Below are 26,972 nucleotides of genomic sequence, written 5' to 3' on the forward strand. Positions count from 1 at the left end.
TGACAACAGGGCGCGCGGCCCCGTGCCGCGCCCCCGACCTGCGCGACAGACGACGGCCAAGAACGACGGGGAAGCCCCGCACTCATCGGCCAACAGGGGAAACAGATGACGCACCTGCAACCGGCGGAACATCAGCCGTTCCGCCTGTCGATGCTGATTTACGACCGACGCTACCGCTCGCTCACGATCCAGACGGTGGTGTTCATCGGCGTGATGCTGTTCGCGGCATGGCTGGTCAACAACACGATCGAGAACCTGGCCCGCTTGGGCAAGACGTTCAGCTTTTCCTTCCTGTGGGCGCGCGCGGGATACGACATCCCGTTCTCGCTGATCCCCTATGCCGCGACCGACACCCACATGCGGGCGGCGGTCGTGGGCCTGCTCAACACGCTCCTCGTGTCGTTCGTGGGCTGCGTCCTGGCGACGATCGTCGGCGTGCTGGCGGGCGTGCTGCGGCTGTCGAACAACTGGCTCGTCTCGAAGATGATGACGGTCTATGTCGAGATCTTCCGCAACGTGCCGCTGCTTCTGTGGATCCTCGTGATCCTCGCGATCTTCACCGACGTGCTGCCGGCGCCCCGCGACTATCGCGGCGACGATGCCGCGGCGCAGATGATCCTGTTCGACAGCGTGGCGCCCACCAACCGCTACACCGCCATTCCCCGCCTCGCGGTCGAACATGCGCCGGGTCCGGTGGTGATCGCGGGCACGCCGGTCAACGGGGCGCTGGTCGCGTTCGCCGTGGCGCTGGTCGCGGCCTGGCTGGTGTGGAAATGGCTGCGGGGCTGGGCAAGGGCTCGGCAGAACCGGACCGGCCGGCGGCCCGTGACCTGGTGGATCAGCGTCCTGCTGTTCGTCGTGCCGCTGGTCGCGCTGATCAACCTGTTCGGCGTCCACCTGATCCCGCCGACGCTCGCCGGCTTCAACTTCACCGGCGGCGTCAACCTGGACAACGGGTTCGTCGTGCTGGTGCTGGCACTGACCCTTTATACCGGCGCCTTCATCGCCGAGATCGTGCGCGCCGGCATCCTGTCGGTGAGCCGCGGCCAGACCGAGGCGGCGTTCGCGCTGGGCCTGCGCGCGCGCCCGACGATGGGGCTGGTGATCCTGCCGCAGGCGCTCAGGGTGATCGTGCCGCCGCTGATCTCGCAGTTCCTGAACCTGACCAAGAACAGTTCGCTCGCCATCGCCGTGGGCTATCCCGACCTGCGCGCGACGCTCGGCGGCACCACGCTGAACCAGACCGGGCGCGAGATGGAGGCGATGATGCTGATGATGGGCATCTACCTTGTCCTCAGCCTGCTGATCTCGGCCGTGATGAACCTCTACAACGCCCGCGTGCGCCTGAAGGAACGCTGAGATGAGCGAACTGCACGCCGAAACCGTCCCTTTCGTCCGCGGCACCATGCTGCCGCAGGCATCGCCGCCCGCCGCCGAGCGGGGCCTTTACCGATGGCTCAGGACGAACCTGTTTTCCGGCCCGCTGAACACGGTCCTGACCATCGTCGCGCTGTTCGTCCTGTGGTGGCTGTTCCAGCACTTTTACCCTTGGATCCGCCATTCGGTCTGGAACGCGTCCAGCATGGCCGAATGCCGCGCCATCTTCGCCGAGCGCTGGGGCGAGGGCGCGGCGGGCGGCTGCTTCGGGGTGATCCGCGAGCGCTGGAACCAGTTCCTGTTCGGCTTCTACCCGCCCAGCGAGTACTGGCGCCCGACCTCGGCCTTCTGCCTGCTGTTCCTGGCGCTGGCGCCGGTCCTGTTCACCGAAAGCCGGCAGATGCGCTGGATCGTGGTCGCGGTCGCGAGCGTCGGCGCCTTCGCGCTGTCGATGCTTTCGGGCGCGCCGGCACCCGAACTCGTCTGCATCGCCGTGGGCGTGGTCGTCTGGATCGCGGTGATCGAATACGCGCCGCGCGCGGCGCTGGTCCTGACGCTGGTCTTTCCGTTCCTCGCCGTGTGGCTGCTGTGGGGCGGGTCGATCTGGGGGCCCGCGACGATCCTGGGCGGCGCGGTGATCGGCGTCGTCGTCTGGCGGTTGCTGGCGCGCTTCGGGATCCTCGCCGTCGTCGGGGGGCTTGCCGCCGCGGCGCTGTGGTGGTGGTTCCTGTCGGGGGACGCGGCCGCCGACCTGCAGCGGATGCTGCCCCTGTCGCTGCCGCGAATGGAATCGCGCAGCTTCGGGGGGTTCCTGCTGGCGATCACCATCGGCGTCGCGGCCATCACCATGTCGCTGCCGCTGGGCGTGATCCTGGCGCTCGCGCGGCAGTCCGACCTGCCGATCGTCAAGGCCTTCGCGGTGATCTTCATCGAGTTCATCCGCGGCGTCCCGCTGATCACGCTGCTGTTCGTGGCCTCGCTGCTGCTGAACTACTTCCTGCCGCCCGGCACGAACTTCGACATCATCCTGCGGGTCATCATCATGGTGACGCTGTTCGCCAGCGCCTACATGGCCGAGGTGATCCGCGGCGGCCTCGCCTCGCTTCCCCGCGGGCAGTACGAGGCCGCGGGCGCCCTGGGGCTGAACTACTGGAAGATGCAGCGGCTCATCATCCTGCCGCAGGCGCTGAAGGTGTCGATCCCCGGCATCGTCGGCACCTTCATCGGCGTCTTCAAGGACACCACGCTCGTGACCTTCGTGGGCCTGTTCGATCCCTTGAAGCAGCTCGCCGACACGATCCGCGCCACCTTCGAATGGAAGGGCGCCTACTGGGAGCCGTATATCTTCAGCGGCTTCATCTTCTTCATCCTCTGCTTCGGCATGTCGCGGTATTCCATGCACCTGGAACAGCGGCTGAAGCGCGACCATCGCTGAGGGGCCGACAATGACCTATACCCAAGCCGACACCGGCGCACCCGCCCGCATCGACGCCGGCCGATCGGCCATGACGGTGGGCGACGAGGTCGCGATCGACATCGTCAGGATGAACAAGTGGTACGGGACCTTCCACGTCCTGCGCGACATCGACCTGACCGTCCGTCGCGGCGAGCGGATCGTCATCGCCGGGCCGTCCGGTTCGGGCAAGTCCACCCTGATCCGCTGCATCAACCGGCTCGAGGAACACCAGTCCGGCCGCATCGTCGTGGACGGGGTGGAACTGACCCACGACCTGAAGAACATCGACAAGGTCCGCTCCGAGGTCGGGATGGTGTTCCAGCACTTCAACCTGTTCCCGCACCTGACGGTGCTGGAGAATTGCACGCTGGCGCCGATCTGGGTGCGCAGGCTGCCGCGCCGGCAGGCCGAGGAGATCGCGATGCGCTACCTCGAGAAGGTCCGCATCCCGGAGCAGGCCAACAAGTATCCGGGCCAGCTGTCGGGCGGACAGCAGCAGCGCGTGGCGATCGCCCGGTCGCTGTGCATGGAGCCGCGGATCATGCTGTTCGACGAACCCACCAGCGCCCTCGACCCCGAGATGATCAAGGAAGTGCTCGATACCATGATCGAGCTGGCGCAGGACGGCATGACCATGATCTGCGTCACCCACGAGATGGGGTTCGCGCAGGCGGTGGCGAACCGCGTGATCTTCATGGACCAGGGCCAGATCGTCGAGCAGAACAGCCCGCGCGAGTTCTTCAACAATCCGCAGTCCGAACGGACGAAGCTGTTCCTCAGCCAGATTCTGGGGCATTGATCGTCTGAAAAGGTCGCGTGAGGGAGAGTGCGATGAACCAGATGTATCTGTTGCTGTTCGGCGTCCTGGCTCTCGGCGGGCTGGTCGGCCTTGTCAGCGGTTCGGATGACGACGACGAGTTGGAGCCGCTGCCCGACGACATCTTCGACGGGCGCGAGTCGATCGAAGGCACGGACGAGGCCGATACGATCACCGGCAGCGCCCTGGACGAAGTCGTGCAAAGCTACGCGGGCGACGACAGCGTCACGGCGGGCGCGGGCAACGACTACGTCTATTCCGGCAGGGGCGACGACACCGTGGTGGCGGACCCGGGCGACGACGCCGTGTTCCTGGGGGCGGACGACGACCTGTACATCACCGCCAGCCCGGCCGACGACATGGGCAACGACACGATCAGCGGCGGAAGCGGCGACGACACGATCTCGACCGGGCGCGGCGTCCACGTGATTCATGGCGACGACGAGGATGACGACGTCGACGGGGGCGATGACAGCATCACCTCGCTGAACGGGCGCGATTCGATCTTCGGCGGCGACGGCGAGGACTTCATCAGCGGCCTGGACGACGCGGGCACCCAGGCCGAGCGCGCCGACTTCATCGACGGCGGCGATGGGGACGACACGATCCACGGCGACGGCTTCGACACGCTGGACGGCGGCGACGGCTCGGACCGCTACATCCTGCGCGCCGATGCGGACGGCGCGGCGCAGGTGAACTACGGCTCGGGCGACCGCGTGATCGTCACCTACGACGACAGCTATCCCGGCGCGGGCAACCTGACCGTCGAGCAGGACGGCGAGAACTCGCGCGTGCTGCTGGACGGCCGCGTGGTCGCGGTGCTGCCGACGACGCTGGCGGGGGACGTGCGCGCGGAACTGCAGCGGGCCTGACCCGGCGCGACCCGGCCCGGCCCGGCATGTGCAGAAGGCAGCGCCGGGGGCGCGGCCTTCTTCCTGCTTGCCTCCGGCGGGGATATTTTCCCGACAGAAGATGGTCAGATCGCCGCCTTCCGGCTTTCCTCGAGATAGATCTCGCGCAGGCGGGCGGCCACGCGGCCCGGCTTGCCGGTGCCCACCGCCGCGTCGTCGATTTCCACCACGGGCATCACGAACATGCTGGCCGAGGTGATGAACGCCTCGTCTGCGTCCTGCGCCTCGGCGATGGTGAAGTTGCGCTCCTCGATCTTCATCTGCGCCTCGTCCGCCATCCGCAGCACCGCCGCGCGAGTGATGCCGTGCAGGATGTCGTTCGACAGCGCGCGGGTGATGATCGTCCCGTTCTTGACGATGTAGGCGTTGTTCGACGTGCCCTCGGTCACGAAGCCGTCCTCGACCAGCCAGGCGTCGTCCTTGCCCGCGGCCTTCGCCTGCATCTTCGCCATGGACGGGTAGAGCAGCTGCACCGTCTTGATGTCGCGGCGGTGCCAGCGGATGTCGGGCAGGCTGATGACCCGCAGCCCGGTCTGCGCCACCGGCGTGTCGGCCATCCCTGGCTTGTTCCAGGTGAACATGACGACCGTCGGGGGCGTGTCCTCGGGCGGGAACACGAAGTCGCGGTCGCCGCCGTTGCCGCGGCTGACCTGCAGGTAGATCATCCCGTCGGTGATCCCGTTCTCCTCGACCAGGCGGCGGTGGGCCGCAAGGTACGCGTCGTCGTCCAGCGGATTGCGGATCGACAATTCGCCCAGCGACCGCTTCAGCCGCGCCATGTGGCCCGGAAAATCGACCAGCCTGCCGTCCAGCACGCTCGTCACCTCGTACACCGCGTCGGCCATGACGAAGCCGCGGTCGAAGATCGACACCCTGGCCTCGGTTTCGGGAAGGTAGTCGCCGTTCAGGTAGACGATGCGGGTCATGGCTGGCTCCAGCGCGTGGTGGGTCGGTGCGGTGGTGCGCGAGCGGGGGCCGTCCGTCAACCCCGCTGCGGCACGCGGCGGGGCGGCGAGCGGGGGCGCGGCGGATGCGCGGAAAACCGGCGGCGGGATCGGTATACGAAAGTCGACAGTTGACAGCGTGCCGGCGCGTCAGGCAAAAGTGATCGCGACACGGGCAGAGTTGATCCTGCCCCGGCCATACCCAGGACGCCCCGCGGGGAGGCGTGGCGTCCATCAAGGGGGAGGGAGACAGGCCCCGCGCCGCACAGGCCGGGGCCTGTTCATTTGTTCAGGGAAACCCGGGCATCCGCGGCATCGCCTGCGCCAGCCGCACGGCGGCGGCGCTTTGCGGCGCGTCCAGCACGCGGTCGGTCGGGCCGTCCTCGACCACGCGGCCGCGGTCCATCACCAGCACCCGGTCGGTGATCGACCGCACGACCGACAGGTCATGGCTGATGAACAGCCACGCGATCCCGTGGCTCGCCCGCAGCCGCGCCAGCAGGTCCAGCACCTGCGCGCGGACCTGCACGTCGAGCGCGCTCACCGCCTCGTCCAGCACGATCAGGCGCGGGCGGATGATGAGCGCGCGGGCAATGGCGATGCGCTGGCGCTGCCCGCCGGAGAACTGGTGGATGTGGCGGCGCATCGCGTCGGGCGGCAGGCCGACCTCGGCCAAGGCCTGCGCCACGCGGTCGCGCCAGCCGCACGGGCGGCCGGTCAGGTGGAACGGTTCCGCCACAAGGCGGTCCACCCTCCAGCGCGGGTCGAAGCTGCCGAAGGGGTCCTGGAACACGACCTGCACCCGCGCCCGCAGCGCGGCCGGCATCCGCGCCGTGACGGGTTCCCCGTCCAGCAGGATGCGCCCGGATTGCAGCGGATCAAGGCCCAGGATCGCGCGGGTGAGGGTGGACTTGCCGCACCCCGACGACCCCACCAGCCCCACGCTTTCGCCGGGGCGCATCGTGAAGCTGACGTCATCCACCGCGCGCAGCACCGGGTGCGGGGCGAGGGGCGCGGGGCGGGCGAGCGTGTAGGCGCGGACCGCGCGTTCCACCTGCAGGATCGGGCGCCCGGCCGTGGCGGCGTCCGGGGGGCCCGCCCGCGCGGGCTGGTGCCGCGTGGCGGCAAGAAGCGCGCGGGTGTGGGCATGGGCGGGCGCGCGGAACAGGTCCTGCGTCGCGCCTTCCTCGACGATGCGACCGCCCTGCATCACCGCGACCCGGTCCGCGGCCGTCCCCACCACGGCGAGGTCGTGGGTGATGAGCAGCAGCGCCATTCCTTCGTCCGCGACCAGCCCGCGGAGAAGGTCGAGGATCTGTGCCTGCGTCGTCACGTCCAGCGCGGTCGTGGGCTCGTCCGCGATCAGCACGTCGGGGGCGTCGGCGGTCGCCATGGCGATGGCGACGCGCTGGCGCTGGCCGCCGGACAGCTCGTGTGGATACAGCGTCAGCGGGAACCGCTCGCCGGGCATCCCGACGCGGTCCAGCCGCTGCCGCGCGACGGCGCGGGCGGCGTCGCGGTCCATGCCGTGGTGGCGCGTCAGAACCTCGGCCACCTGGTCGCCGATGGTCATGAGCGGGTTGAGCGCGGTCATCGGCTCCTGGAAGATCATTCCGATCCGGCGGCCGCGCACATCCGACATCCGGCGGTCGTCGAGCGGCAGCAGGTTCCGCCCGTCCAGTTCGACCGAGCCCGTCGCGCGCGCGCCGTCCGGCAGCAGGCCCATGATGGCGAGCGCCGTCATCGACTTGCCCGACCCGCTTTCGCCCACCAGCCCGGTGATCGTCCCGGGGGACAGCGTCAGCGACACGTCCGACAGCACCGCCCGCGCGCCGAGCGCGACCGACAGGTCGCGGACCTCGATCATGCCAGCCGCGCCTTCAGCCGCGGGTCCAGCGCATCGCGCAGGCCGTCGCCGAGCAGGTTCAGCCCCAGCACGGTCAGGACGATCGCGACCCCCGGCGCGATCGCGGCATGGGGCGCGATCGCGGCCATCGTCTGCGCCTCGGCCAGCATCCGGCCCCAGCTGGGGGTGGGCGGCTGCGCGCCAAGGCCCACGTAGGACAGCCCCGCCTCGGCCAGGATCCCCAGGCTGAACTGGATCGTCGCCTGCACGATCAGCAGGCTCGCGACGTTCGGCAGCACGTGCTCGACGCTGATCCGGGCCGCGCCCTTGCCCGCGACCTCGGCCGCGCGGATGTAGTCCAGCGTCCAGATCGGCAAGGCGGCGGCGCGGGTCACGCGGGCGAAGACGGGGATGTTGAAGATCCCGATCGCGATCATGGCGTTGGCGGCCGACGGCCCCAGCGCGGCGGTGATGAGGATCGCGATCACCAGCGACGGGAACGCGAAGACCAGGTCGTTGCCGCGCATGATCGCGTCGTCGACCCAGCGCCCGCGCATCGCCGCCGCGGCAAGGCCCAGCGGCACGCCCGCGCCCGCGCCGATCGCGACCGCGAGCAGCGCGACCGACAGCGAGGTGCGCGCCCCCGCCATCAGCATCGACAGGATGTCGCGGCCGAGCTGGTCGGTCCCGAGCCAGTGGACCGAGCCGGGCGGCCGCAGCTTGTCGGGGATCGACATCGCCGCGGGGTCGAACGGCGTCCACGCCAGCGACAGCAGCGCCGCCCCCAGCGCCGCGCCGGCCAGAACCGCGCCCGCGATGAGCCCCACCTTCATCGCCACCGCCTCATCGCCACCGCCTCACAGTCCCAGCCTCATCGCGACCTGAGCCTCGGATCGACCAGCCCGTAGATGAGGTCGACGACGAAGGTCACGACGATCACCGCCGCCACCATCACCAGCACCGAGGACTGCACCACGATCAGGTCGCGCTGGGTGATCGCCTGGAAGATCAGCCGCCCGAGGCCGGGCAGGTAGAACACGTTCTCGATGATGATCGCCCCCGCGAGCAGGAACGAGAACTGCATCCCCATGATCGTCAGAACCGGGATGAGCGCGTTGCGCAGCGCGTGGCGGCGCAGCGCCTGCCCCCGCGTCAGCCCCTTGGCGCGGGCCGAGCGGATGTAGTCCTGTCCCAGCGTCTCGATCAGCGCGGATCGCAGCACCCGCGCGAGGATCGCGGCCTGCGGCAGCGCCAGCGCCACCGCGGGCAGGATCAGGGACTTGATCGCCGCGCCCGGATGCGCCCAGCCGGGAAAGCCCCCCGCCGGCAGCCAGCGCAGCCTGACCGCGAAGACCAGCACGAGCAGCATGGCGAACCAGAAGTTCGGCAGCGCGATGCCCAATTGGGTGCCGCCCATGACCGCCGCGTCGGCCGCCCCGCCGCGGCGCCGCGCCGCCAGCATCCCCGCCGGGAACGCCACCGCGACCGCCAGGGTCAGCGCCAGCAGCGCGAGCGGCAGCGACACCTGCAGGCGGTCCCGGATCATCCCCGCGACCGGCGTCTTGTAGGCGAGGCTGGTGCCCAGGTCGCCCGACAGCACCCCGCCCATCCAGCGCGCGTAGCGAACCGGCCAGGGCAGGTCCAGCCCCATCTGCTCGCGCAGCGCGGCGACCGTGTCGGGCCGCGCGCCCGTCCCCAGCATGAAGCTCGCCGGATCGCCGGGCACCAGGTCGACCACCGCGAAGATCACCGCCGAGGCGATCAGCAGCGACAGCAACACCGAGATCAGGCGGCGGAAAAACAGCGGCATGGCGCAGACGCTAGGGGCCGGCGCGCGCCGCGTCCAGAGCGATACAAGCGGGCGTAGCGGCACCGTTCGACGGCCGCCCAACGCAGACGTGATTGGCGGGCCGGACGCCGCCGTGATCCGGAAGCGCGATCCAGATCATCTTTGGAGAAGCAGACATGACCCGTTTCACCTGCGCGTTCGCCGCCGCGGCGCTTGCCCTGGCCGCACCCCTTGCCGCACAGGCGGCCGCCAACCCCGCGTCGGTCTTATGCGGCGAGATGGGCGGCCAGTCGGTGACGGCGACGCTCGCCTCGGGCGACGAGATCGGCCTGTGCGTCCTGCCGGGCGACAAGATCGTCGAGGAATGGACGTTGCTGCGCATGTTCGACGGCAAGGTGCCCGCGGCCGCCAGCAACCCGTTCCGGTCCTGACCGGCGCACCGGCCGGGCGGCTGCACCTGCCGCCCGGTGCCTCAGGCTCCCGGCACCTGCACCTTGCCGGCCAGCGGCATGTCGTCGGCGGGGGTGACCTCGTGCCGCTCGATCATGCGGTGGACGAGGGGGTCGCCCTCGCCCCGGTGCAGCGCGCGCAGCGACACGGCGGATGCGGCGTCCGCCTTGGTGCGGCGCAGGTTGTGGCGGATGTATTCGTCCCATGTCGCGATGTGGTACGATTCCGACCAGTGATCGGGCTTTTCCAGGTCGCGCAGCAGGGCCCAGTTGCGGGCGCCGTCGCGGCGGCGGATGTTGCGCCGCTCGGCCATCAGGCGCAGGAACTCGGGCACGTCGCGCTGGTCGATGATGTAGTCCACCATGACCATGATCGGCCCCGACCGGCCGCGCAGGTCCAACGCCAGCGCAGGCTCGCGGAACTGGTTGGCGGGATCGAGGTCGCGCTGGCCGAAGTCGGGCTGGCTCAGCCAGAACCCCACCACCGCGCCGAACAGCAGCACCACGCTCGCGACGATCAGCGAGGTCTGGACGGAATAGCTGCCCGCCAGCGCGCCCCAGATCCACGACCCCGCGGCCATCCCCCCGAACGTCGCCGTCTGGTAGAGCGCGAGCGCCCGCGCCACCACCCAGCGGGGCGTGGACAGCTGCACGGTCACGTTGAACAGCGACAGCGCCAGCACCCAGCTTGCCCCGGCCGGCAGCAGCGCCAGCCCCTGCAGCCAGACATTGTCCGTGAGCGCCAGCACCAGCGTGGCCAGGGCGAAGCCCAGGAAGGCGGTGCGGACGATCTGTTCGTTGCTGAAGCGCCCCCGGACGCGCGGGTTCACCGCCGCGCCGAGGATCGCGCCGATCCCGTAGCAGCCCAGCAGCAGGCCCAGAAGCAGCGACCCACTTTCGGGATGGTCCCGCGCGATCAGCGGCAACAGCGCCAGCACCGACACTGCTGCAAGGCCGAACAGCGCGGCCCGCAGCAGCACGCGGATGAGGTTGGGCGACAGCCCGACATAGCGCAGCCCGGCCGCCAGCGCGGGGCCCAGCGGCTCGCGCGCGGTGCGGGCCACGCGGGGCGGCGGGTTCCAGCGGGACATCGCGAAGATCAGCGGCCCGTAGCTCGCCGCGTTGACCGCGAAGGCGGCCGCCGACCCGAACGCCGCCACGATCAGCCCGCCGATCGCCGGCCCCACGCTGCGCATCAGGTTGAACCCGACAGAGTTCAGCGTCACCGCCGAGGGCAGGTCGTCGCGGGACACGAGGTCGCCCATGCTCGCCTGCCACGGCGGGTTGTAGATCGCCTGCCCGAGCCCGATCGAGAAGGTGAAGAGCAGCAGGCTCCACGGCTCGATCCGGCCGAGATAGGTCAGCACGGCAAGCAGCACCGACATCACGGCCATGATCGTCAGCGCGATCAGCATCAGCCGGCGGCGGTCGAAGATGTCGGCCAGGGCGCCGGACAGCAGCGCGAACAGCATGACCGGCAGGGTGTTCGACGCCTGCACCAGCGCGATCAGCGTGGCGCTTTGCGTGAGCTGCGTCATCATCCAGGCCGCGCCCACCGCCTGCACCATCCCGCCGAAGTTCGACACCACCGTCGCGCCCCACAGCGTGCGGAACGCCGGATAGCGGAAGGGCGCGAGGGCGGAGCTTTGCTTCATTCCGTGCCAACCCGGCGCTTGCGCGGCCCGAAGGGCAGGCCGCGGACAGGACGATCGCCCGGCCGCGCCCGGCGGCGTGCGGCCGGGCAGGTTCGCGGGCGGGCGTGGTGCGGCACCATGCGGCAGCGCCCGACCGGGCGCAAGCGGCCGACGGGGCGCAAGAGGGTGATGGAGCGCACGCGGCCAAGGGGGCGCACGCGGCCGACAGGGCCGGGCGGCAGCCGCGTCATCCGCGGTTGAACAGCCGGACCGCCGCCAGCAGGATCACCGCGCCGATGGCGGAAAACACGACCGCGCCAGGCACCCCGCCTTCGGCGCCCATGCGCCAGCCGAGCGCCGGGAACAGGAACGACGCCAGCAGCGCGCCGACGATGCCGACGGCCATGCTGACCGGCACGCCGCCGCGGCGGCCCTTCACGATCGCGCCAGCGAGCCAGCCGGCGATCGCCCCGACGATCAGCGGGACGAGCAGTCCGGCGCCGCTCAAGACCATGTCCGCATCCCCCTTGCCTGCCCGGCCACGCGCCGCGGCGATCCGGCCCATCCCATTAAGCCGGGACGGCTTTTCCCGGTTCCCGCGCGGCGCAAAGACCCTTGCACGACCCCGCCGCGGAAGGCGGCCGGTCCAGCGCGGCCGGCGTCTCGCAACATTTTTGTCACGCCCCGTCATTGATCCCGCTGCGGTTGTTGACGTTTCCCTTGCCCGGCCGGCGAATGATCGGCAGACGAATCGCCTTTCCGGCTCTGCCGTCGGATCGGGCGATTGCTCTCAGCTGCCCTCCGGGCGCGCGCCGCGCCGCCCGACGAACACGAAGGATGACGCGATGCGTTTCGCCCCCCTCACGCTGGCGGTTGCGCTGGCCCTTGCCGCCTGTGCGCCGGCGCCCACGATCGTGCCCGCCCCGACCGACACCCCCGCCGTCGTGCCCGGCATCTACGGCCCGCGCGTCGACACCGGCCCGAACGGCGAACCGATCGAGATCCCGGCGGTCAAGCCTGCCTACCTGACCGAGCGCAACCAGCGCCAGCGCGTCCCCTACAACGGCCCGGAAGCGCCGGGGACGATCGTCGTCGATCCCTATGCGCGCGTCCTTTACGACGTGCTGGAAGGCGGCGAGGCGATGCGCTTCGGGATCGCGGTCGGCCGTGCCGGCACAGGCTTCGCGGGCAGCGGCACGATCCGCCGCAAGGCGGCGTGGCCGTCGTGGACCCCCACCGCCAACATGGTGCGCACCGAGCCCGAGCTTTACGGCCCCGTCCGCAACGGCCTGCCCGGCGGCCCGCAGAACCCGCTGGGGTCGCGCGCGCTGTACCTGTACCAGGGCGGGCGCGACACGCTGTACCGGATCCACGGCACGCTCGACCCGTCGTCGATCGGCAAGGCGACCTCGGCCGGCTGCATCCGCCTGTTCAACCAGGACATCCTGGACCTCTACGACGAAACGCCGCTGGGGACGGCGGTGAAGGTCCGCACCCGCGCCGAAAGCGCCGCGCTGGAAGGCCCGCTGAGCGAGACGCCGGACGGCTATCTCGTGCCGGCCGGGCAGGTCGCACAGGTGGCCGCGCCCGGGGCGCAGGTCGTCCAGTAACGGCGAGGCCTTACCACGCAAGCCGCCCTTCGGCTTGCTTCCGCGCGCGCTTCGGGCCTGATCCCGGGGCGCGCGTCGCGCGTCCCGCAGCGGGCATTCAGCAGGGTTGATCCATGGCCAGGACTCCAGACACCACCTCGCCTTCGCCGGTTGACGCCGCGCTGCTGGACCGGGCGCGGCAGGACAGGCTCGCCGTGCTCGACCGGCCCGCGCTGAACGCGCTGGTTCGCGACCTGCGCGCGCGCCGCGACGTGCTCGCCGGCGCCGATGACCTGCACCGCAGGCCGATCGCCGACGCCCTGCGCCGCGCGGTCGAGGAAAAGCGCGCCCGGCAGGGGCGGGCGGACAGCGACGAGCCGGTGAAGCCTGCGGATGCCGGCAAAGCGTCCGGGGAAAAGCCGAAGAAGCGGGGCGGAGCGGCACGGAAGGTTGCGGCCGGTCCCGCCCTTGGGACCGGAGCCGGCACGGACCAGCCCGCCGCCGCCCGCGCGCCGTCGCCGCCGTCGGAAACCGTGAGCCCCGGCCGGGCCGAGCGCGAGGCGCGCAGGCTCGCCAACAAGGCCGAGCGAGCGGCGCGGCAGGGCGCCGGGCAGGGGCGCGCGCCCGGCAAGGACGCGAACGCCCGCGGCAGGGCAGGCAGCGCGGGCGCCGCCGGGAACGAGGGTCCGAAGACGGCGGGGGCGTCCGCGAAGGACCGGAACGCCAGGGGCGACAACCTCAAGGGCAACGACCGCAAGCCGGGAAAGTCGCGCGCGTAGCCGCTTCGCCCGCGTCTTTTCGTTCCAAGCCGGCGTCCGATCTGTTAACCGGACCCGGTTATCGCGGGGACCCGGAATGACACGGCTTCTGTTCACGATTCTTGCGGCGACCATGACAGCCGGCCTTGGCATCGGGGTTGCCGTCACCGCGGCGCCCTCCGCCGCCGCGCGCGAGGCGGTCGACGTCTATGAGGGCCTGCCCGCCCCGCGGCTGACGGAAAACCGCCGCTGCACCGATGACGGGCGCAGCTGCATCGAGGCCGTGACCTACGTCGCCGACGTCTGCACCACGATCGAGCGCGCGGCGTCAGACAACAAGCTGGACCCGAACTTCCTCGCCCGCCTGCTGTGGAAGGAAAGCCTGTTCGAACCCGATGCCGTGTCGCCCGTGGGCGCGCTGGGCATCGCGCAGTTCATGCCCGAAACCGCCCGCATCCGGAAGCTGGACGACCCGTTCAACCCCGCCAAGGCGATCCATGCCTCGGCCACCTACCTTGCCTATCTCGCCGACGGGTTCGGCAACATCGGGCTGGCGGCCGTCGCCTATAACGGGGGCGAGGGGCGGGCGCTCAGGTTCTACAACGGCAGCTCGGTCCTGCCCTACGAGACGCAGGACTACGTCGAGGCGATCACCGGCCAGAACGCGTGGAAATGGCGCGACGATCCGCCCGCCACGATCGACCTGCGGCTGGACAAGGATCGCCCCTTCCGCGAGGCGTGCATCAAGCTTGCCGCGAACCGCACGCTCAAGGAATTCGGGACCCCGAACCGGGTCTGGCCCTGGGGCGTGATCCTGGCCGCGCATCCCAGCCAGGCGGGCGCGCAGGCGCAGGTCAGCCGGCTGAACCGGCAGCTGCGCCCCATCCTCGGCGGCAAGAAGATCAGCTACATCCGCAAGTCGATGACCGGAAACCCGCGCCGCGTGTTCACGGCGCAGGTCGGCTATTCCTCGCGGACCGAAGCCGCGGCGTTCTGCAACCAGCTGAAGTCGCTGGGCGGCCGCTGCATCGTGCTGAAGAACTGAAGCGCCGGCGCCCGCGGGGACGCCGGCGCCGGATCGCCCGATCTTGACCGCCAGGCGGACTACTCGATCCAGCGCACGCCGGTCAGGTCGTTCGCGGGCGTGGGCGAGTTCTCCCACAGCCCCTCGATCTTGGCGTTGGCGACCCCCGTCTTGGCCAGCTGGAACAGCCAGGCGACCACGTAGTCGTCGGCCAGCTCCTCCTGCGCCTGCCGGATCAGGGCGCTGCGTTCCGCGGGATCGACGGCGGCCTTGAGCCGGTCCATCAGCGCCACGTAATCGGGCCTGGCGTAGTGGAGGTAATAGTCGGGCCGGGCGTAGATATCGATGTCCATCGGCTCGACATGGCTGATGATCGTCAGGTCGAAGTCGCCGCCGTTGAACACGGTCTCCAGCCACTGGGCCCATTCCATGTTGGTGATCTCGGTCTCGATCCCGATCTCGCGCAGCTCGGCCGCGACGATCTCGCCGCCCCGGCGGGCATAGGGGGGCGGCGGCAGGGCAAGGCGCAGGCGCAGGCCGGTCACGCCCGCCTCGGCCAGCAGCGCGCGCGCCTGTTCGGGATCGTGCGGCGATTTCGCGGTCTGGTCCACGTAGTCGGGGCTGTGCGGCGGGGTGTGGCTGCCGATCGGCGTGCCATAGCCGAACATCGCCCCGTTGATGATCGCCTGGCGGTCGATTGCCAGCGCGATCGCCTTGCGGACGCGCACGTCGTCGAGCGGCTTCTTCGCGTTGTTGATCGACAGCATCGTCTCGCCCTCGGTCGTGCCGACGATGACCTTGAAGCGCGGATCGGCCTTCAGCACGTCCAGCGTCTCGGGCGCGGGATAGTTCGGGAAGGCGTCGACGTCCTCGGCCATCATCGCGGCGAAGGCGGCGGTCGGGTCCGAGATGAAGCGGAAGGTGGCTTCCCTCAGGGCGGGCTTCGGCCCCCAGTAGCCGGGGAACGCCGCGATGGTCAGCCGGTCGCCCTGCCGCCAGTCCGCGAACGCGAACGGCCCGGTCCCGACGGGCCGGGTCGCGTTCGTTTCGGCCGAGGCCGGGTCCACGATCACCGCGTCGCCCCAGGCCATCTTGAACGGGAACGCCCCGTCCGGCGCCCTGAGCGTCACGCGGACCTGCGCGGGAGAGATCGCCTCGACCGTCTCGATCCCCTCGAACAGGCCCTTCTGCGCGTTCACGGACCCGTCGGCCCGCGCCCGGTCGAGCGAGAACACCACGTCGTCGGCGGCGAAGTCCGCGCCGTCGTGGAACTTGACGCCCTGCCGCAGGTGGAAGTCGTAGATCCGGCCGCCTTCGGACACGTCCCAGCGTTCGGCGAGCCCCGGCTGGACCGACCCGTCGGGGCCGAACCGCGTCAGCCCCTCGAACAGGTTGGAATAGGTGATCTCGTCGATCGCGGCCGCCGCGCCCGCGGTCGGGTCCAGCGTCGGCGGTTCCAGCACCATGCCCAGCGTGATGGTATCGCGGGCGAACGCGGGTGCGGCGAGCGTGCCCAGCATCGCCACGGTGGTCAGAAGCTTGCGGATCATGATGTTCCCTCCCCGGACGGCCAACCGGGCCGCACGGCGGCTCCGGTTCTTTCTGCGGTGCAGCGTTACCGCATCGTCACGATGGATCAAGCCCCGTGCGTGGTCTGACGATGGATCAGGCGCCGCGACGGCGCCGCTGACGTTCGGGGACGATCTGCTGGACGAGGCCCGCCAGCATCAGCCAGGCCGAGCTGATGACCAGCCCCCACACCGCCCAGCTCTGCGGGTGGAAGTGGACCCACACCGCCCAGCTCGCGAACAGGACCCACCCCGCTGCCATCGGCAGCGACACGGCCCGCCAGCGCTCCGTCCGGACGGGGTGGATGAACTTGATGTTGGTGAACATCGTGAAGGCCAGCGCCACCACCACGATCAGCGTGACGCGCCAGTCGGGCTTGAGCGCGAACAGGACCAGCACCACCATGTTCCAGCAGGCGGGAAAGCCCGCGAAGCTGTTGTCGCGCGTCTTCATCCGGGTGTCGGCGAAATAGATGATCGAGCCGTAGACGATGCAGATGATCGCGACCCAGCCGGTCCACCCGTCCAGAAGCCCCGACTTGAACAGCGCGAAGGCGGGGATGAACACGTAGGTCATGTAGTCGATGATGAGGTCCATCAGGACGCCGTCGTACATCGGCCAGTTGTCCTTGACGCGGTAGCGCCGCGCCAGCGGCCCGTCGATCCCGTCCACCACCAGCGCGACGACCAGCCAGCCGAACATGAGCGACCAGCGTTCCTCGACCGCGGCGAGCATGGCGAGCATGGACAGGACCGCCCCGGTCGCGGTCAGCATGTGGACGGACAGGGCCTGCAAGCGCTTCTTCATGACCCGCCTTGTCGCATCAGGGCCGGGACGGCGCAATGGCGGCGTGGCGTCCGGCCGGGCTTTCGGTTTCGCGGGCGAGCGCCTAGATACGGGCGCGACATCCGGCGTCAGGCGGGGCGCGGCGGCCCCGATGGAAGGCAGCGATGGACGACACGACGAAGCCCCGGCCCGTGATGGCCGCCGACACCCAGACCGTGACCGAGGTCCGGCACTGGTCCGAATGGCTGATGTCGTTCCGCTGCACCCGGCCCGCCTCGCTGCGGTTCCGGTCGGGCGAGTTCGTGATGATCGGCCTGCCCGGCGACAACGGCAAGCCGATCCTGCGCGCCTATTCCATCGCCTCGCCGTCGTGGGACGACGAGCTGGAGTTCTATTCGATCAAGGTCGCGGACGGGCCGCTGACCTCGCGCCTGCGCCACATCCGGCCGGGCGACCCGCTGATCCTGCGCCCCAAGCCCGTGGGCACGCTGGTGCTGGATGCGCTGCTGCCCGGGCGGCGGCTGTGGCTGCTGGCGACCGGCACGGGGTTCGCGCCCTTCGCGAGCCTTCTGCGCGACCCCGACACGTTCGAGCGCTACGAGCAGGTGGTGATGATGCACACCTGCCGCAGTGCGGAAGAACTCGCCTATGGCGGCGCGCTGGTCGGGGCGCTCGGGCACGATCCGCTGCTGGGCGAGATCTTCGGGGACGGGTTCGCGGACCGCGTGCTGTACTATCCGACGACCACCCGCGAGCAGGGGCCGCGCATGGGCCGGATCACCGACAACCTCGTCTCGGGCAAGGTGTTCGCGGACCTGGGCCTGCCGCCGATGAACCCGGCCGAGGACCGGGCGATGGTCTGCGGCAGCCTTGCCTTCAACATGGACGTGAAGAAGGTGCTGGAAGGGTTCGGCCTGAGCGAAGGGGCGAACAGCGACCCGCGCGAGTTCGTGATCGAGAAGGCGTTTGTGGGCGAGGGCATCTGACCCGGCGGGGGGGTCGGACGGGGCCTCTGCATGCGGCCACGTTAATGTTATCAGGAAACCTCGGGCCGAGGCGGGTGTTCCTTCGCCAGACGCTTGTGTCCGAGGAGCTTTCCCATGAAAACCGCTTTCCTTGCTGCCGCGATCGGCCTGGCCGCCGCGGGCGCCGTGTCGGCGCAGACCGCGACGCCGCCGACCGCCGACACGTCGGCCGCCTCGCCCACCGCGCCCGCCGGCGGCGCGATGACCACGGCTCCCGCCGCGACCACCAACACCACCGCGCCGGCCGCGACCACGACGACCACCGCGCCGGCCACGATGGCGAACCCCGACCCCGCCGCGTCGACCATGGCCGCCACCGGCGGCGCCGCCGTCACGATGGCGCCCCTGGAGCCGCAGGACTTCGTCAACATGGCCGCCAGCAGCGGCATGTTCGAGGTGATGTCGAGCGAGCTTGCGATCGAGCGGAGCGCCTCGCCCGAGATCAAGGAGTTCGCCCAGCAGATGGTCGCCGACCACACCAAGGCGAATGACGAGCTGAAGGTCGTCGCCGCCGCGAACAACCTGCAGGTCCCGGCCGAGCCGATGGGCGCGGCCGCCGACCACTGGCAGGCGCTGCAGGACGCCGACGCCGGCGTCTTCGACCAGACCTACATGGACCTGCAGGCGCAGGCCCATGCCGAGGCGATCGACCTGTTCTCGGCCGAGGCGCAGGCCACCACCAACGCCGAACTCGCCGCGTTCGCGCAGAAGACGCTGCCCGTGCTGCAGATGCACGCGGAGCATCTGCAGGACCTCGCGAACTGACGACACCGGCCTTGCAGGCCATCGGGGGCGCCGCGCCGGAAGGGTGCGGCGCCCTTTCCCTTGCCATGCCGCGAGGGGTCACCGGGCCGTGCGTGCCGGTCCGTTGACACCGCCCGCCCGGGTGACCATGTTCCCGCGTCAAGTCGAGCCGGAGGTGCCCAATGCCAGTCGTCGTCGTGGAATCCCCGGCCAAGGCCAAGACCATCAACAAGTACCTGGGCGACGACTACACCGTGCTGGCGTCGTTCGGCCACGTCCGCGACCTGCCGCCCAAGGACGGGTCGGTCGATACCGACGCGGATTTCGACATGAAGTGGGAAGTCGCGGCAGAGTCGAAAAAGCACGTCAAGGCGATCAGGGACGCGCTGGCGTCGGACCCCAACCTCATCCTCGCGACCGACCCCGACCGCGAGGGCGAGGCGATTTCCTGGCACCTGCGCGAGGCGCTTGCCCCCGCGCTCAAGAAGGCCGCCGTCAGCCGCGTGACCTTCAACGCGATCACGAAGAACGCCGTGACCGAGGCGATGGCCAACCCGCGCGAGATCGACCAGCCGCTGGTCGATGCCTATCTCGCGCGCCGGGCGCTGGACTACCTCGTGGGCTTCAACCTGTCGCCGGTCCTGTGGCGCAAGCTGCCGGGCGCCAAGTCCGCCGGCCGCGTGCAGTCGGTCGCGCTGCGGATCATCGTCGACCGCGAGATGGAGATCGAGGCGTTCCGCGCCCGCGAATACTGGACCGTCCACGCGACCCTCGCCACGCCCGCGGGGGCCGAATACCAGGCGCAGCTGGTGACCTATGCGGGCAGGAAGCTGGACCGCTACGACCTCGCCGATGCCGAGGGGGCCGCGCTGGCCGTCAGCGCCGTGCAGTCGCGCGACCTCAAGGTGATCTCGGTCGCCAGCAAGCCCGCCAGCCGCAACCCGTGGCCGCCCTTCATGACCTCGACCCTGCAGCAGGAAGCCAGCCGCAAGCTGGGCCTCGGCGCGCGGGCCTGCATGTCGGCGGCGCAGCGGCTCTACGAGGCAGGCTACATCACCTACATGCGGACCGACGGGATCGACATGGCGCCGGAAGCCGTGATGGCCGCGCGCGACGCGATCAGGGCCCGGTTCGGGGCGGACTACGTCCCGTCCTCGCCCCGCATGTACAAGAACAAGGCCAAGAACGCGCAGGAAGCGCACGAATGCATCCGGCCCACCGACATGATGCTGTCGCCCGACGGCCTGAACGTCGAGCCCGAGCAGAAGAAGCTCTACGACCTGATCTGGAAGCGCACGATCGCCTCGCAGATGGAAGCCGCCCGGATGGAGCGCACGACGGTCGAGATCGGCAGCGCCGACGGGCAGGTGGGCTTGCGCGCGACGGGGCAGGTGATGCTGTTCGACGGCTTCCTGCGGGTCTATGACCAGGGCCGCGACGACGACGAGGGCGAGGACAGCGCCCGCCTGCCGCAGATCGCCGAGGGCGAGCCCGCCGCCAAGCGCGACGTGGTGCCGGAACAGCACTTCACCCAGCCGCCGCCGCGCTACACGGAAGCCACGCTGGTCAAGCGGATGGAGGAGCTCGGCATCGGCCGCCCGTCCACCTACGCCAGCATCGTCACGACGATCCAGGACCGCGACTACGTCCGCAAGGACAAGAACCGCCTGATCCCCGAGGACAAGGGCCGTCTCGTCACCGTGTTCCTGACCCGCTACTTCCCGCGCTACGTGAGCTACGACTTCACCGCGGACATGGAGGGCGAGCTCGACGACATCTCCAGCGGCAACCGCGCCTATCGCGAGGTGCTGCGGCGGTTCTGGCGCGACTTCACCGCCGCGCTTGAAGGGACGAGCGAACTTCGCATCTCCGAGGTGCTGACCGCGATCGACGACGCGCTGGCGCCGCATCTCTATCCGCCGCGGGCGGACGGGGGCGATCCGCGCGAATGCCCGCTCTGCGGCAAGGGGCGGCTGAACCTGAAGACCGCGCGCTCGGGCGGGGCGTTCGTCGGCTGCACCAACTATCCTGAATGCCGCTACACCCGTCCGCTGTCGGGCCCCGAGGGCGAGATGATGGGCGACGTGGTGCTGGGGCAGGACGCCGCGGGCCTCGACATCAGCCTGAAGAACGGCCGCTTCGGCCCCTACGTCCAGCGCGGCGAGGCGTCGGCTGAGGAACCGAAGCCGCCGCGCGCCTCGATCCCGAAGGGGTGGGAGGTCGCGGCGATGGACCTTGAAAAGGCGCTGCGGCTGCTGGACCTGCCGCGCGAGATCGGCCCGCACCCCGACGACGGCGTGATGATCGAGGCGGGGATCGGCCGCTATGGCCCCTTCGTCAAGCACGGCCCGCGCTATGCCAACCTCGCCGAGGTGGACGAGGTGTTCACCATCGGCATGAACCGCGCGGTCGAGGTGCTGGCCTCGAAGCCCCAGCGCGGGCGCGCCGCCGCGGCGGCACCGCTGGCGGAGCTGGGCGAGCATCCCGCGGGCGGCGCGGTGCAGGTGCTGAACGGGCGGTTCGGGCCCTATGTGAAGTGGGGCAAGGTCAACGCCACGCTGCCCCGCGACCTGGCGCCCGAAGCCGTGACGATGGACCGCGCGCTGGAGCTGATCGCCGCCAAGGCGGCCAAGGGCGGCAAGGCGCCGAAGAAGGCTGCGGCCAAGCCTGCCGCAAAGGCTGCGGCCGCCAAGGCGCCGAAGGCGGCGGCGAAAAAAACCGCGCAGGCTGCCGACGGGACAGCCGCGAAGAAGCCGGCAGCGAAGAAGCCCGCGGCGAAGAAGCCGGCAGCGAAAAAGCCGGCTGCCCGGCAGGCCGCACCCAAGAAGGCCGCGAGCCCCGCCAAGGGGGCGGAGGCCTGACCCTCGCGCTCTGGTGATGGGGCGCGGGGCTTCTCACGGGGACGTGGCCTATCATCGGGCGGGTCGGCGTGGTACCTGCCTGTTACAAGGTAACATGAAGGAAGCCTTCCATGCTGAAACCCGCAGCCGCCCTGATCGCCCTGTCGCTTGCCACCCCCGCGCTCGCTACCCCGGCGCTTGCCACCCCGGCGCTGGCCGCCCCCACGCAGGCCGCCGAGGACATGCTGAAAGTCGCGAACTATTCCTGCGCCGACAATGACGTGCTGAGTGTCGCCTACATGAACACCGCGGCCGGGAACGGCTATGCGGTGGTGCTGGTGCAGGACGAACTGCTGGCGATGGCGCAGCAGGTCTCGGCCTCGGGCGCGATCTACAAGACGACCGATCCGAACTACGACTACACCCTGATGACAAAGGGCAGGAACGCGGATCTTCTGGCTGTCACCAACGGCAAGGAAGAATACGTCATGAAGGACTGCGTCACCGACTGATCCCCCTGCCGGTTCGTTGACTTGGGCGGCCCCTCCGTGCAGAACGTCCGCACAGAATTGTTCGGGGGGGTCATGGGAAAGATCTACGACAATGCCGACGCGGCGCTGGACGGGGTGCTGCGCGACGGGATGTCCATCGCCGCCGGGGGGTTCGGCCTCTGCGGCATTCCGGAACTGCTCATCGCGGCGATCCACAAGGCGGGGACCAGCAACCTGACGATCGCGTCGAACAACTGCGGCGTGGACGGCTTCGGGCTCGGCATCCTCCTGGACAGCAAGCAGATCCGGAAGATGATCTCGTCCTACGTGGGCGAGAATGCCGAGTTCATGCGCCAGTACCTGTCGGGCGAGCTCGAGCTGGAGTTCAACCCGCAGGGCACGCTGGCCGAACGGATGCGGGCGGGCGGCGCGGGGATCCCCGGCTTCTACACCAAGACCGGCGTCGGCACCGTCATCGCCGACGGCAAGGAGGTGAAGACCTTCGACGGCGAGGACTACATCCTCGAGCGCGGCTTCGTCGCGGACCTGGCGATCGTGAAGGGCTGGAAGGCCGACACCTCGGGCAACGTCGTGTTCCGCAAGACCGCGCGCAACTTCAACGTCCCCGCCGCCACCTGCGGCCGCGTCTGCGTGGTCGAGGTCGAGGAGATCGTGCCCGTGGGTTCCCTCGATCCCGACGCGATCCACCTGCCGGGGATCTACGTCCACCGCCTGATCCAGGGCGAGCACGAGAAGCGGATCGAACAGCGCACCGTGAGGAAGGGGTAAGCCATGGCCGAGCAGACGAAACCGACCGCCGCCGCTGGTTCCGAGGTGGGCGCGCCCCCTGCTGCCCCCGCCGCGAAGGGCTGGGACCGCAACCAGATGGCCGCCCGCGCCGCGCGCGAGCTGCAGGACGGCATGTACGTGAACCTCGGCATCGGCATCCCGACGCTGGTCGCGAACTACATCCCCGAGGGGATGACCGTGACGCTGCAGTCGGAAAACGGGATGCTGGGCATCGGCCCCTTCCCGGCCGACGAGGACGTGGACCCCGACCTCATCAACGCGGGCAAGCAGACCATCACCGAGCTGCCCCATTCGGCCTATTTCGACAGCGCCCAGTCCTTCGCGATGATCCGCGGCGGCAAGATCGCGATGGCGATCCTCGGCGCGATGGAAGTGGCCGAGAACGGCGATCTCGCCAACTGGATGATCCCCGGCAAGCTCGTGAAGGGCATGGGCGGGGCGATGGACCTGGTGGCCGGCGTGAAGCGCGTGGTGGTGGTGATGGACCACACCAACAAGGCGGGCGAATCCAAGGTGCTGCGCGAATGCACCCTGCCGCTGACCGGCAAGGGCGTGGTGGACCGCATCATCTCGAACCTGGGCGTGCTGGACGTGGTGGACGGCGGGCTTCGGATCGTCGAATGCGCCGACGGCGTGACCGAGGATGACCTGCGCGCCGCGACGCAGGCGACGATTGTCGCCTGAGGCAGGCGTCCGCGCCGTCCGCTGGACCGGCGAGGACGGGCAGGGGCTGGAACACTGCGTCCTGAAGCTGCGGGCGAACGGCCTCGTGCTCGAGGGCATGGTCGCCGGCAACCGCGGGGGCGACAGCTACGGGGCCCACTACATCGTGCGCGCCGACGCGATGGGCCGCACGCGCGAGGTGCGGGTCCGCTATGCCGGCAGCCACTCGCTGCACGTCACCGCGGACGGTGAAGGCAACTGGCACGACGAGCAGAGGGGCAGGGCGATCCACAGACTCCGCGGCTGCATCGACGTGGACATCGGCGTGACCGCCGCGACCAATACCCTGCCGATCCGGCGCCTCGGGCTTGCGGTGGGCGATGCTTGCGAGATCCGCGCGGCCTACGTCGCGCTGCCGGACGAACTCGCGGGGCAGCTCGAGGGGGCCTTCCTGCCGGAGCCGGCAGACCAGCGCTATACCCGTCTGGGCGACCGGCTCTGGCGCTACGAGGGGCTGTTTCGCGACTTCGTCGCAAACCTGCCGGTGGACGACATGGGCCTCGTCCTCGACTATCCGCAACTGTTCCGCCGCGTGGCCACCGGGGCCGCGGCGTGACGGCCGACGAGATCGCGGCACTGTTCACGCAGGGCGGCGACTTTCTCTGCGCGCGCTGGGGGCGGCCGGTCGCGCCGGTGGTGTTCGGGCTGGACGACGCATCGCTCGCGATCTTCCGCGACGCGCTCAAGGCGGTGGTCGCCCACGCCCGCCACCCGCTGACCGACACCGACCCGGAAACCGGCGCGAACCTGATGATCTTCGCCGTGGCGGACTGGGACGACCTGCGCGGCGTCACCGATCTCGACCGTCTCACCGGGCTGGACGACCTGCCCGGGCGGCTCGCGGCGCAGTCGGCTGACCGCTACCGCCTGCTGCGCTTCGACGCGGAAGGCGCGATCCGCGCCTGCATGACCTTCCTGCGGCTCGGCGGCGCGCTGGGGCAGGCGCATCCGGCCGCGCTGGCCGAGGACGCGGGCGTGAACGCGATGCTGAGCTTCGCCAGCCACGTCACGCCGTCCTCCGACCTCGCGGGGCTGATCCGCGCCGCCTACGACCCCGCGCTGCCGCCCTGCGCCCGCGACGCCAGCCACGCGCTGCGGCTGGCGGCAAGGGTCGGTGCGCCATGACCCACCGCCTGCCCGTCCGGGTCTATTACGAGGACACCGACTTGGGCCAGGTGGTCTATTACGCCAACTACCTGCGCTTCATCGAGCGCGGCCGCAGCGAATGGCTGCGCGCGGGCGGCATCGACCAGCTGGCGCTGATGCAGCGGGACGGGATCGCCTTCGTCGCGCGGCGGGTCAACGCCGACTACCTTTCCCCCGCGCGCTACGACGACCTGCTGGACGTCGTGTCCGAACTGCGCGGCATCCACGGCGCCCGGATCGCACTGGCGCAGCGGGTCGAGCGCGGGGGCGCAACCCTGTTCGCGGCCGAGGTCGATCTGGTCTGCGTCGCCGTCCCGTCGATGCGGCCGGTCCGGGTTCCCGCGGCGGTGCGGGCCGCGCTGGACGCGCCCGCCGCCCTGCGCGAACCCGCCCGAGACGGGGACAACTGACGGACATGTGTTGCCCCGCAGGGGTGCCTTCTGGTTAAATCCCGGCCAAAAGACCGCCCGAAGCGGCCAGGCCCCGCATGGATCACCCGCACGCGACTGAGCGCGTCCCGGGCAAGGACAGGCACCGACCCATGGAACAAATCGCCGCCGGAACGCCGGTCGACTTCTCGCTCATCGCGCTGTTCACGCGCGCCTCGCCGATCGTGCAGGCGGTCATGGTGCTTCTGGTGCTGGCGTCCGTCTGGTCCTGGGCGGTCATCATCCAGAAGATCATCACCTTCGCCGGCGCCCGGCGCGACGCCGGCCGGTTCGAGCGGGCGTTCTGGTCGGGCCAGCCGCTCGATGACGTCTACGACCAGATGAGCGGGCGTCCGCGCGGCGCGGCGGAACGGGTGTTCGCGGCCGGGATGCTGGAATGGCGCCGGTCGCAGAAGGACGACGGCGGGATCATCCCGGCGGCGCAGTCCCGCATCGACCGGGCGATGAACGTGGCCATCGGGCGCGAATCCGACCGCCTGAACCGCGGCCTGCCGCTGCTCGCCACGATCGGGTCGGTCGCGCCGTTCGTCGGGCTGTTCGGCACGGTGTGGGGGATCAAGAACGCGTTCGAGGGGATCGCGCTCAGCCAGAACACCAGCCTTGCCGTGGTGGCGCCCGGCATCGCCGAGGCGCTGCTCGCCACCGCGCTGGGCCTTCTGGCCGCAATTCCGGCCGTCGTCGCCTACAACAACCTGGCCGCCGATGCCGACCGCATCAGTTCCAGCCACGAGGCGTTCGCGGACGAGTTCTCGACCATCCTGTCGCGCCAGCTCGAGGAAGACTGAGTTGGGCGCGGGCAGCATGCGCCGCGGTGGCGGCCGCCGCGGACGCGGGCGGCGCAACCAGCCGATGTCGGAAATCAACGTGACCCCCTTCGTGGACGTCATGCTGGTGCTGCTCATCATCTTCATGGTCGCGGCGCCGCTTCTGACCGTCGGCGTGCCGTTGCAGCTGCCCCGCACGGCGGCCGAGGCGATCACCACGGAACCCGAGGAGCCGCTGACGATCAGCGTGCCGCCGTCGGGGCCGCTGGTCCTGATGACAAGCGAAGTGGCCGAGGACCAGCTTGTCCCGACCTTGCGCGCCATCGCCGCCGAGCGGCAGAGCGGGCGCATCTACCTGCGCGCCGACGGCGGCATTCCTTATGCCCGCGTCATGCAGGTGATGGGGGCGCTGAACGCGGCCGGTTTCCGCGACATCGTGCTGGTGACCGATACCGGCGGCCCCCGGATGGACGGCCCCCGGATGGACGGCTGAGGCGATGGATCGCGCCGACCGGATCGGGGCCTGGGTCTCGGGCATCGCGCATGCGGCCCTGATCGCGTGGGTCGCGGTCGGTGGCGCGCTGTTCCGCGGCCAGCCCTCGGCGTCGATCCGCATGACCAACGTCCAGACCATGTCCGAGGCGGATTTCCAGCAGATGGCCGCCGCGACCCGCGGCGCGGGGCCGGTGGGCGAGACCGCGTCCATCCAGCCCGCGCAGCCGCAGGCGCCGGGCGACGAGGTTGTCGTGGGCGGCAACGTCTCGGTCGCGCCGCCCGCCGATCAGGTCGACCCGCTCGCGATGCCCGCGCCCGAGGTCGCGCCCGAAGCGGCGCCGGACCTGTCCGACCTGCGCGCCCCGCAGGAAGCGGTGGCGGTGGCGACCATCGCGCCCCTTCAGCCAGACGCGCCGTTCGAGGCGAGCGGCACCGTGGTCCTGCCCGACGCGGCGCCGGGCCGCGCGGTCGCCGCCGCCGCGCCCCGGCCGGTGCGCCCCGGCCTGCCCGCGGGCGAGGCCCCCGCCGCCCAGCCC

General features: G+C 70.4%; 27 protein-coding genes and 1 pseudogene. 20 read left to right on the plus strand and 8 right to left on the minus strand.

Annotated elements, in window-relative coordinates:
• Nucleotides 1-105: 105 nt before the first annotated feature.
• The 4 genes from ELI80_RS01120 (at nt 106) to ELI80_RS01135 (ending at nt 4,522) form a co-directional block, all read left to right on the plus strand.
• Nucleotides 106-1,359: an amino acid ABC transporter permease gene (locus ELI80_RS01120; protein ID WP_236641266.1), complete on the plus strand. Its 1,254-nt coding sequence runs from the start codon at nt 106-108 to the stop codon at nt 1,357-1,359.
• Between the two features lies 1 nt (nt 1,360).
• Nucleotides 1,361-2,812, plus strand: coding sequence for an amino acid ABC transporter permease (locus ELI80_RS01125; RefSeq protein ID WP_136649098.1), 1,452 nt, complete (start codon nt 1,361-1,363; stop codon nt 2,810-2,812).
• Between the two features lie 70 nt (nt 2,813-2,882).
• Nucleotides 2,883-3,632 carry an amino acid ABC transporter ATP-binding protein gene (locus ELI80_RS01130; RefSeq protein ID WP_136649125.1) on the plus strand — a complete coding sequence of 250 codons (750 nt, stop codon included), beginning with the start codon at nt 2,883-2,885 and terminating at the stop codon, nt 3,630-3,632.
• Between the two features lie 32 nt (nt 3,633-3,664).
• Nucleotides 3,665-4,522: a calcium-binding protein gene (locus ELI80_RS01135; protein ID WP_136649099.1), complete on the plus strand. Its 858-nt coding sequence runs from the start codon at nt 3,665-3,667 to the stop codon at nt 4,520-4,522.
• Nucleotides 4,523-4,626: 104 nt separating this feature from the next.
• On the opposite strand, the gene ELI80_RS01140 is transcribed toward ELI80_RS01135, so the two are convergent.
• From ELI80_RS01140 to ELI80_RS01155, 4 genes are all read right to left on the minus strand, one after another.
• Nucleotides 4,627-5,487 carry a D-amino-acid transaminase gene (locus tag ELI80_RS01140; protein WP_136649100.1) on the minus strand — a complete coding sequence of 287 codons (861 nt, stop codon included), beginning with the start codon at nt 5,485-5,487 and terminating at the stop codon, nt 4,627-4,629.
• Between the two features lie 307 nt (nt 5,488-5,794).
• Nucleotides 5,795-7,372: a dipeptide ABC transporter ATP-binding protein gene (locus ELI80_RS01145; RefSeq protein ID WP_136649101.1), complete on the minus strand. Its 1,578-nt coding sequence runs from the start codon at nt 7,370-7,372 to the stop codon at nt 5,795-5,797.
• Nucleotides 7,369-8,184, minus strand: a complete 816-nt coding sequence (locus ELI80_RS01150; RefSeq protein ID WP_136649102.1) for an ABC transporter permease — start codon at nt 8,182-8,184, stop codon at nt 7,369-7,371. The genes ELI80_RS01145 and ELI80_RS01150 overlap by 4 nt, the downstream gene beginning before the upstream one ends.
• 38 nt (nt 8,185-8,222) lie before the next feature.
• The gene (locus ELI80_RS01155; protein WP_136649103.1) at nt 8,223-9,161 is read right to left on the minus strand and encodes an ABC transporter permease; all 939 of its coding nucleotides are present in this window, start codon (nt 9,159-9,161) and stop codon (nt 8,223-8,225) included.
• Nucleotides 9,162-9,316: 155 nt separating this feature from the next.
• Here ELI80_RS01155 and ELI80_RS01160 point away from each other — a divergent pair, with 155 nt between their 5' ends.
• A complete protein-coding gene (locus ELI80_RS01160; RefSeq protein ID WP_136649104.1) occupies nt 9,317-9,571 on the plus strand; it encodes a DUF333 domain-containing protein in 255 nt (84 codons plus the stop codon).
• Nucleotides 9,572-9,612: 41 nt separating this feature from the next.
• Here ELI80_RS01160 and ELI80_RS01165 read toward each other — a convergent pair whose 3' ends face one another.
• Both ELI80_RS01165 and ELI80_RS01170 read right to left on the minus strand, forming a co-directional pair.
• The gene (locus ELI80_RS01165) at nt 9,613-11,244 is read right to left on the minus strand and encodes an MFS transporter (RefSeq protein WP_136649105.1); all 1,632 of its coding nucleotides are present in this window, start codon (nt 11,242-11,244) and stop codon (nt 9,613-9,615) included.
• A gap of 226 nt (nt 11,245-11,470) precedes the next feature.
• Entirely contained in the window at nt 11,471-11,737 is a 267-nt protein-coding gene (locus ELI80_RS01170; RefSeq protein ID WP_136649106.1) for a GlsB/YeaQ/YmgE family stress response membrane protein, read from the minus strand.
• Between the two features lie 331 nt (nt 11,738-12,068).
• Between ELI80_RS01170 and ELI80_RS01175 the strand changes: the two genes are divergently transcribed.
• The 3 genes from ELI80_RS01175 (at nt 12,069) to ELI80_RS01185 (ending at nt 14,615) form a co-directional block, all read left to right on the plus strand.
• Entirely contained in the window at nt 12,069-12,833 is a 765-nt protein-coding gene (locus ELI80_RS01175) for a L,D-transpeptidase (RefSeq protein WP_136649107.1), read from the plus strand.
• A gap of 113 nt (nt 12,834-12,946) precedes the next feature.
• Nucleotides 12,947-13,591 (plus strand): hypothetical protein, encoded by a 645-nt coding sequence (locus tag ELI80_RS01180; protein ID WP_136649108.1) that lies wholly within the window; start codon nt 12,947-12,949, stop codon nt 13,589-13,591.
• Nucleotides 13,592-13,667: 76 nt separating this feature from the next.
• Nucleotides 13,668-14,615, plus strand: coding sequence for a lytic transglycosylase domain-containing protein (locus ELI80_RS01185; protein ID WP_236641267.1), 948 nt, complete (start codon nt 13,668-13,670; stop codon nt 14,613-14,615).
• 59 nt (nt 14,616-14,674) lie between these two features.
• Here the strand turns inward: ELI80_RS01185 and ELI80_RS01190 are convergent, their stop codons facing one another.
• Nucleotides 14,675-16,144, minus strand: coding sequence for an ABC transporter substrate-binding protein (locus tag ELI80_RS01190; protein WP_136649109.1), 1,470 nt, complete (start codon nt 16,142-16,144; stop codon nt 14,675-14,677).
• A 115-nt stretch (nt 16,145-16,259) separates the two neighbouring features.
• A complete protein-coding gene (locus tag ELI80_RS01195; RefSeq protein ID WP_136649110.1) occupies nt 16,260-16,970 on the minus strand; it encodes a CDP-alcohol phosphatidyltransferase family protein in 711 nt (236 codons plus the stop codon).
• A gap of 143 nt (nt 16,971-17,113) precedes the next feature.
• On the opposite strand from ELI80_RS01195, the gene ELI80_RS01200 reads away from it, so the two are divergent.
• From ELI80_RS01200 to ELI80_RS01255, 12 genes and pseudogenes are all read left to right on the plus strand, one after another.
• Nucleotides 17,114-17,935 (plus strand): ferredoxin--NADP reductase, encoded by an 822-nt coding sequence (locus tag ELI80_RS01200; RefSeq protein ID WP_136649111.1) that lies wholly within the window; start codon nt 17,114-17,116, stop codon nt 17,933-17,935.
• A gap of 114 nt (nt 17,936-18,049) precedes the next feature.
• On the plus strand, nt 18,050-18,739 hold the full coding sequence (locus ELI80_RS01205; protein ID WP_136649112.1) for a DUF4142 domain-containing protein: 690 nt from the start codon (nt 18,050-18,052) through the stop codon (nt 18,737-18,739).
• Nucleotides 18,740-18,900: 161 nt separating this feature from the next.
• Entirely contained in the window at nt 18,901-21,579 is a 2,679-nt protein-coding gene (gene topA, locus ELI80_RS01210; RefSeq protein WP_136649113.1) for a type I DNA topoisomerase, read from the plus strand.
• A gap of 110 nt (nt 21,580-21,689) precedes the next feature.
• On the plus strand, nt 21,690-22,070 hold the full coding sequence (locus tag ELI80_RS01215) for an MliC family protein (protein ID WP_136649114.1): 381 nt from the start codon (nt 21,690-21,692) through the stop codon (nt 22,068-22,070).
• Between the two features lie 72 nt (nt 22,071-22,142).
• Entirely contained in the window at nt 22,143-22,838 is a 696-nt protein-coding gene (locus ELI80_RS01220; RefSeq protein WP_136649115.1) for a CoA transferase subunit A, read from the plus strand.
• A gap of 96 nt (nt 22,839-22,934) precedes the next feature.
• Nucleotides 22,935-23,543: a 3-oxoacid CoA-transferase subunit B gene (locus tag ELI80_RS01225; RefSeq protein ID WP_201740508.1), complete on the plus strand. Its 609-nt coding sequence runs from the start codon at nt 22,935-22,937 to the stop codon at nt 23,541-23,543.
• Entirely contained in the window at nt 23,533-24,138 is a 606-nt protein-coding gene (locus ELI80_RS01230; protein ID WP_201740506.1) for a putative glycolipid-binding domain-containing protein, read from the plus strand. Before ELI80_RS01225 ends, ELI80_RS01230 begins: the two co-directional genes overlap by 11 nt.
• Nucleotides 24,135-24,707 (plus strand): hypothetical protein, encoded by a 573-nt coding sequence (locus ELI80_RS01235; RefSeq protein WP_136649118.1) that lies wholly within the window; start codon nt 24,135-24,137, stop codon nt 24,705-24,707. The genes ELI80_RS01230 and ELI80_RS01235 overlap by 4 nt, the downstream gene beginning before the upstream one ends.
• Nucleotides 24,704-25,138: a tol-pal system-associated acyl-CoA thioesterase gene (ybgC, locus tag ELI80_RS01240; RefSeq protein WP_136649119.1), complete on the plus strand. Its 435-nt coding sequence runs from the start codon at nt 24,704-24,706 to the stop codon at nt 25,136-25,138. The genes ELI80_RS01235 and ybgC overlap by 4 nt, the downstream gene beginning before the upstream one ends.
• A gap of 131 nt (nt 25,139-25,269) precedes the next feature.
• Nucleotides 25,270-25,962 carry a protein TolQ gene (tolQ, locus tag ELI80_RS01245; RefSeq protein ID WP_136649120.1) on the plus strand — a complete coding sequence of 231 codons (693 nt, stop codon included), beginning with the start codon at nt 25,270-25,272 and terminating at the stop codon, nt 25,960-25,962.
• Between the two features lies 1 nt (nt 25,963).
• The gene (locus ELI80_RS01250) at nt 25,964-26,434 is read left to right on the plus strand and encodes an ExbD/TolR family protein (protein WP_136649121.1); all 471 of its coding nucleotides are present in this window, start codon (nt 25,964-25,966) and stop codon (nt 26,432-26,434) included.
• Nucleotides 26,435-26,438: 4 nt separating this feature from the next.
• Nucleotides 26,439-26,972: pseudogene (locus tag ELI80_RS01255) on the plus strand (protein TolA); the annotation flags it as partial.

The organism is Paracoccus aeridis (genome assembly GCF_004923205.2).
Lineage (GTDB): Bacteria > Pseudomonadota > Alphaproteobacteria > Rhodobacterales > Rhodobacteraceae > Paracoccus > Paracoccus aeridis.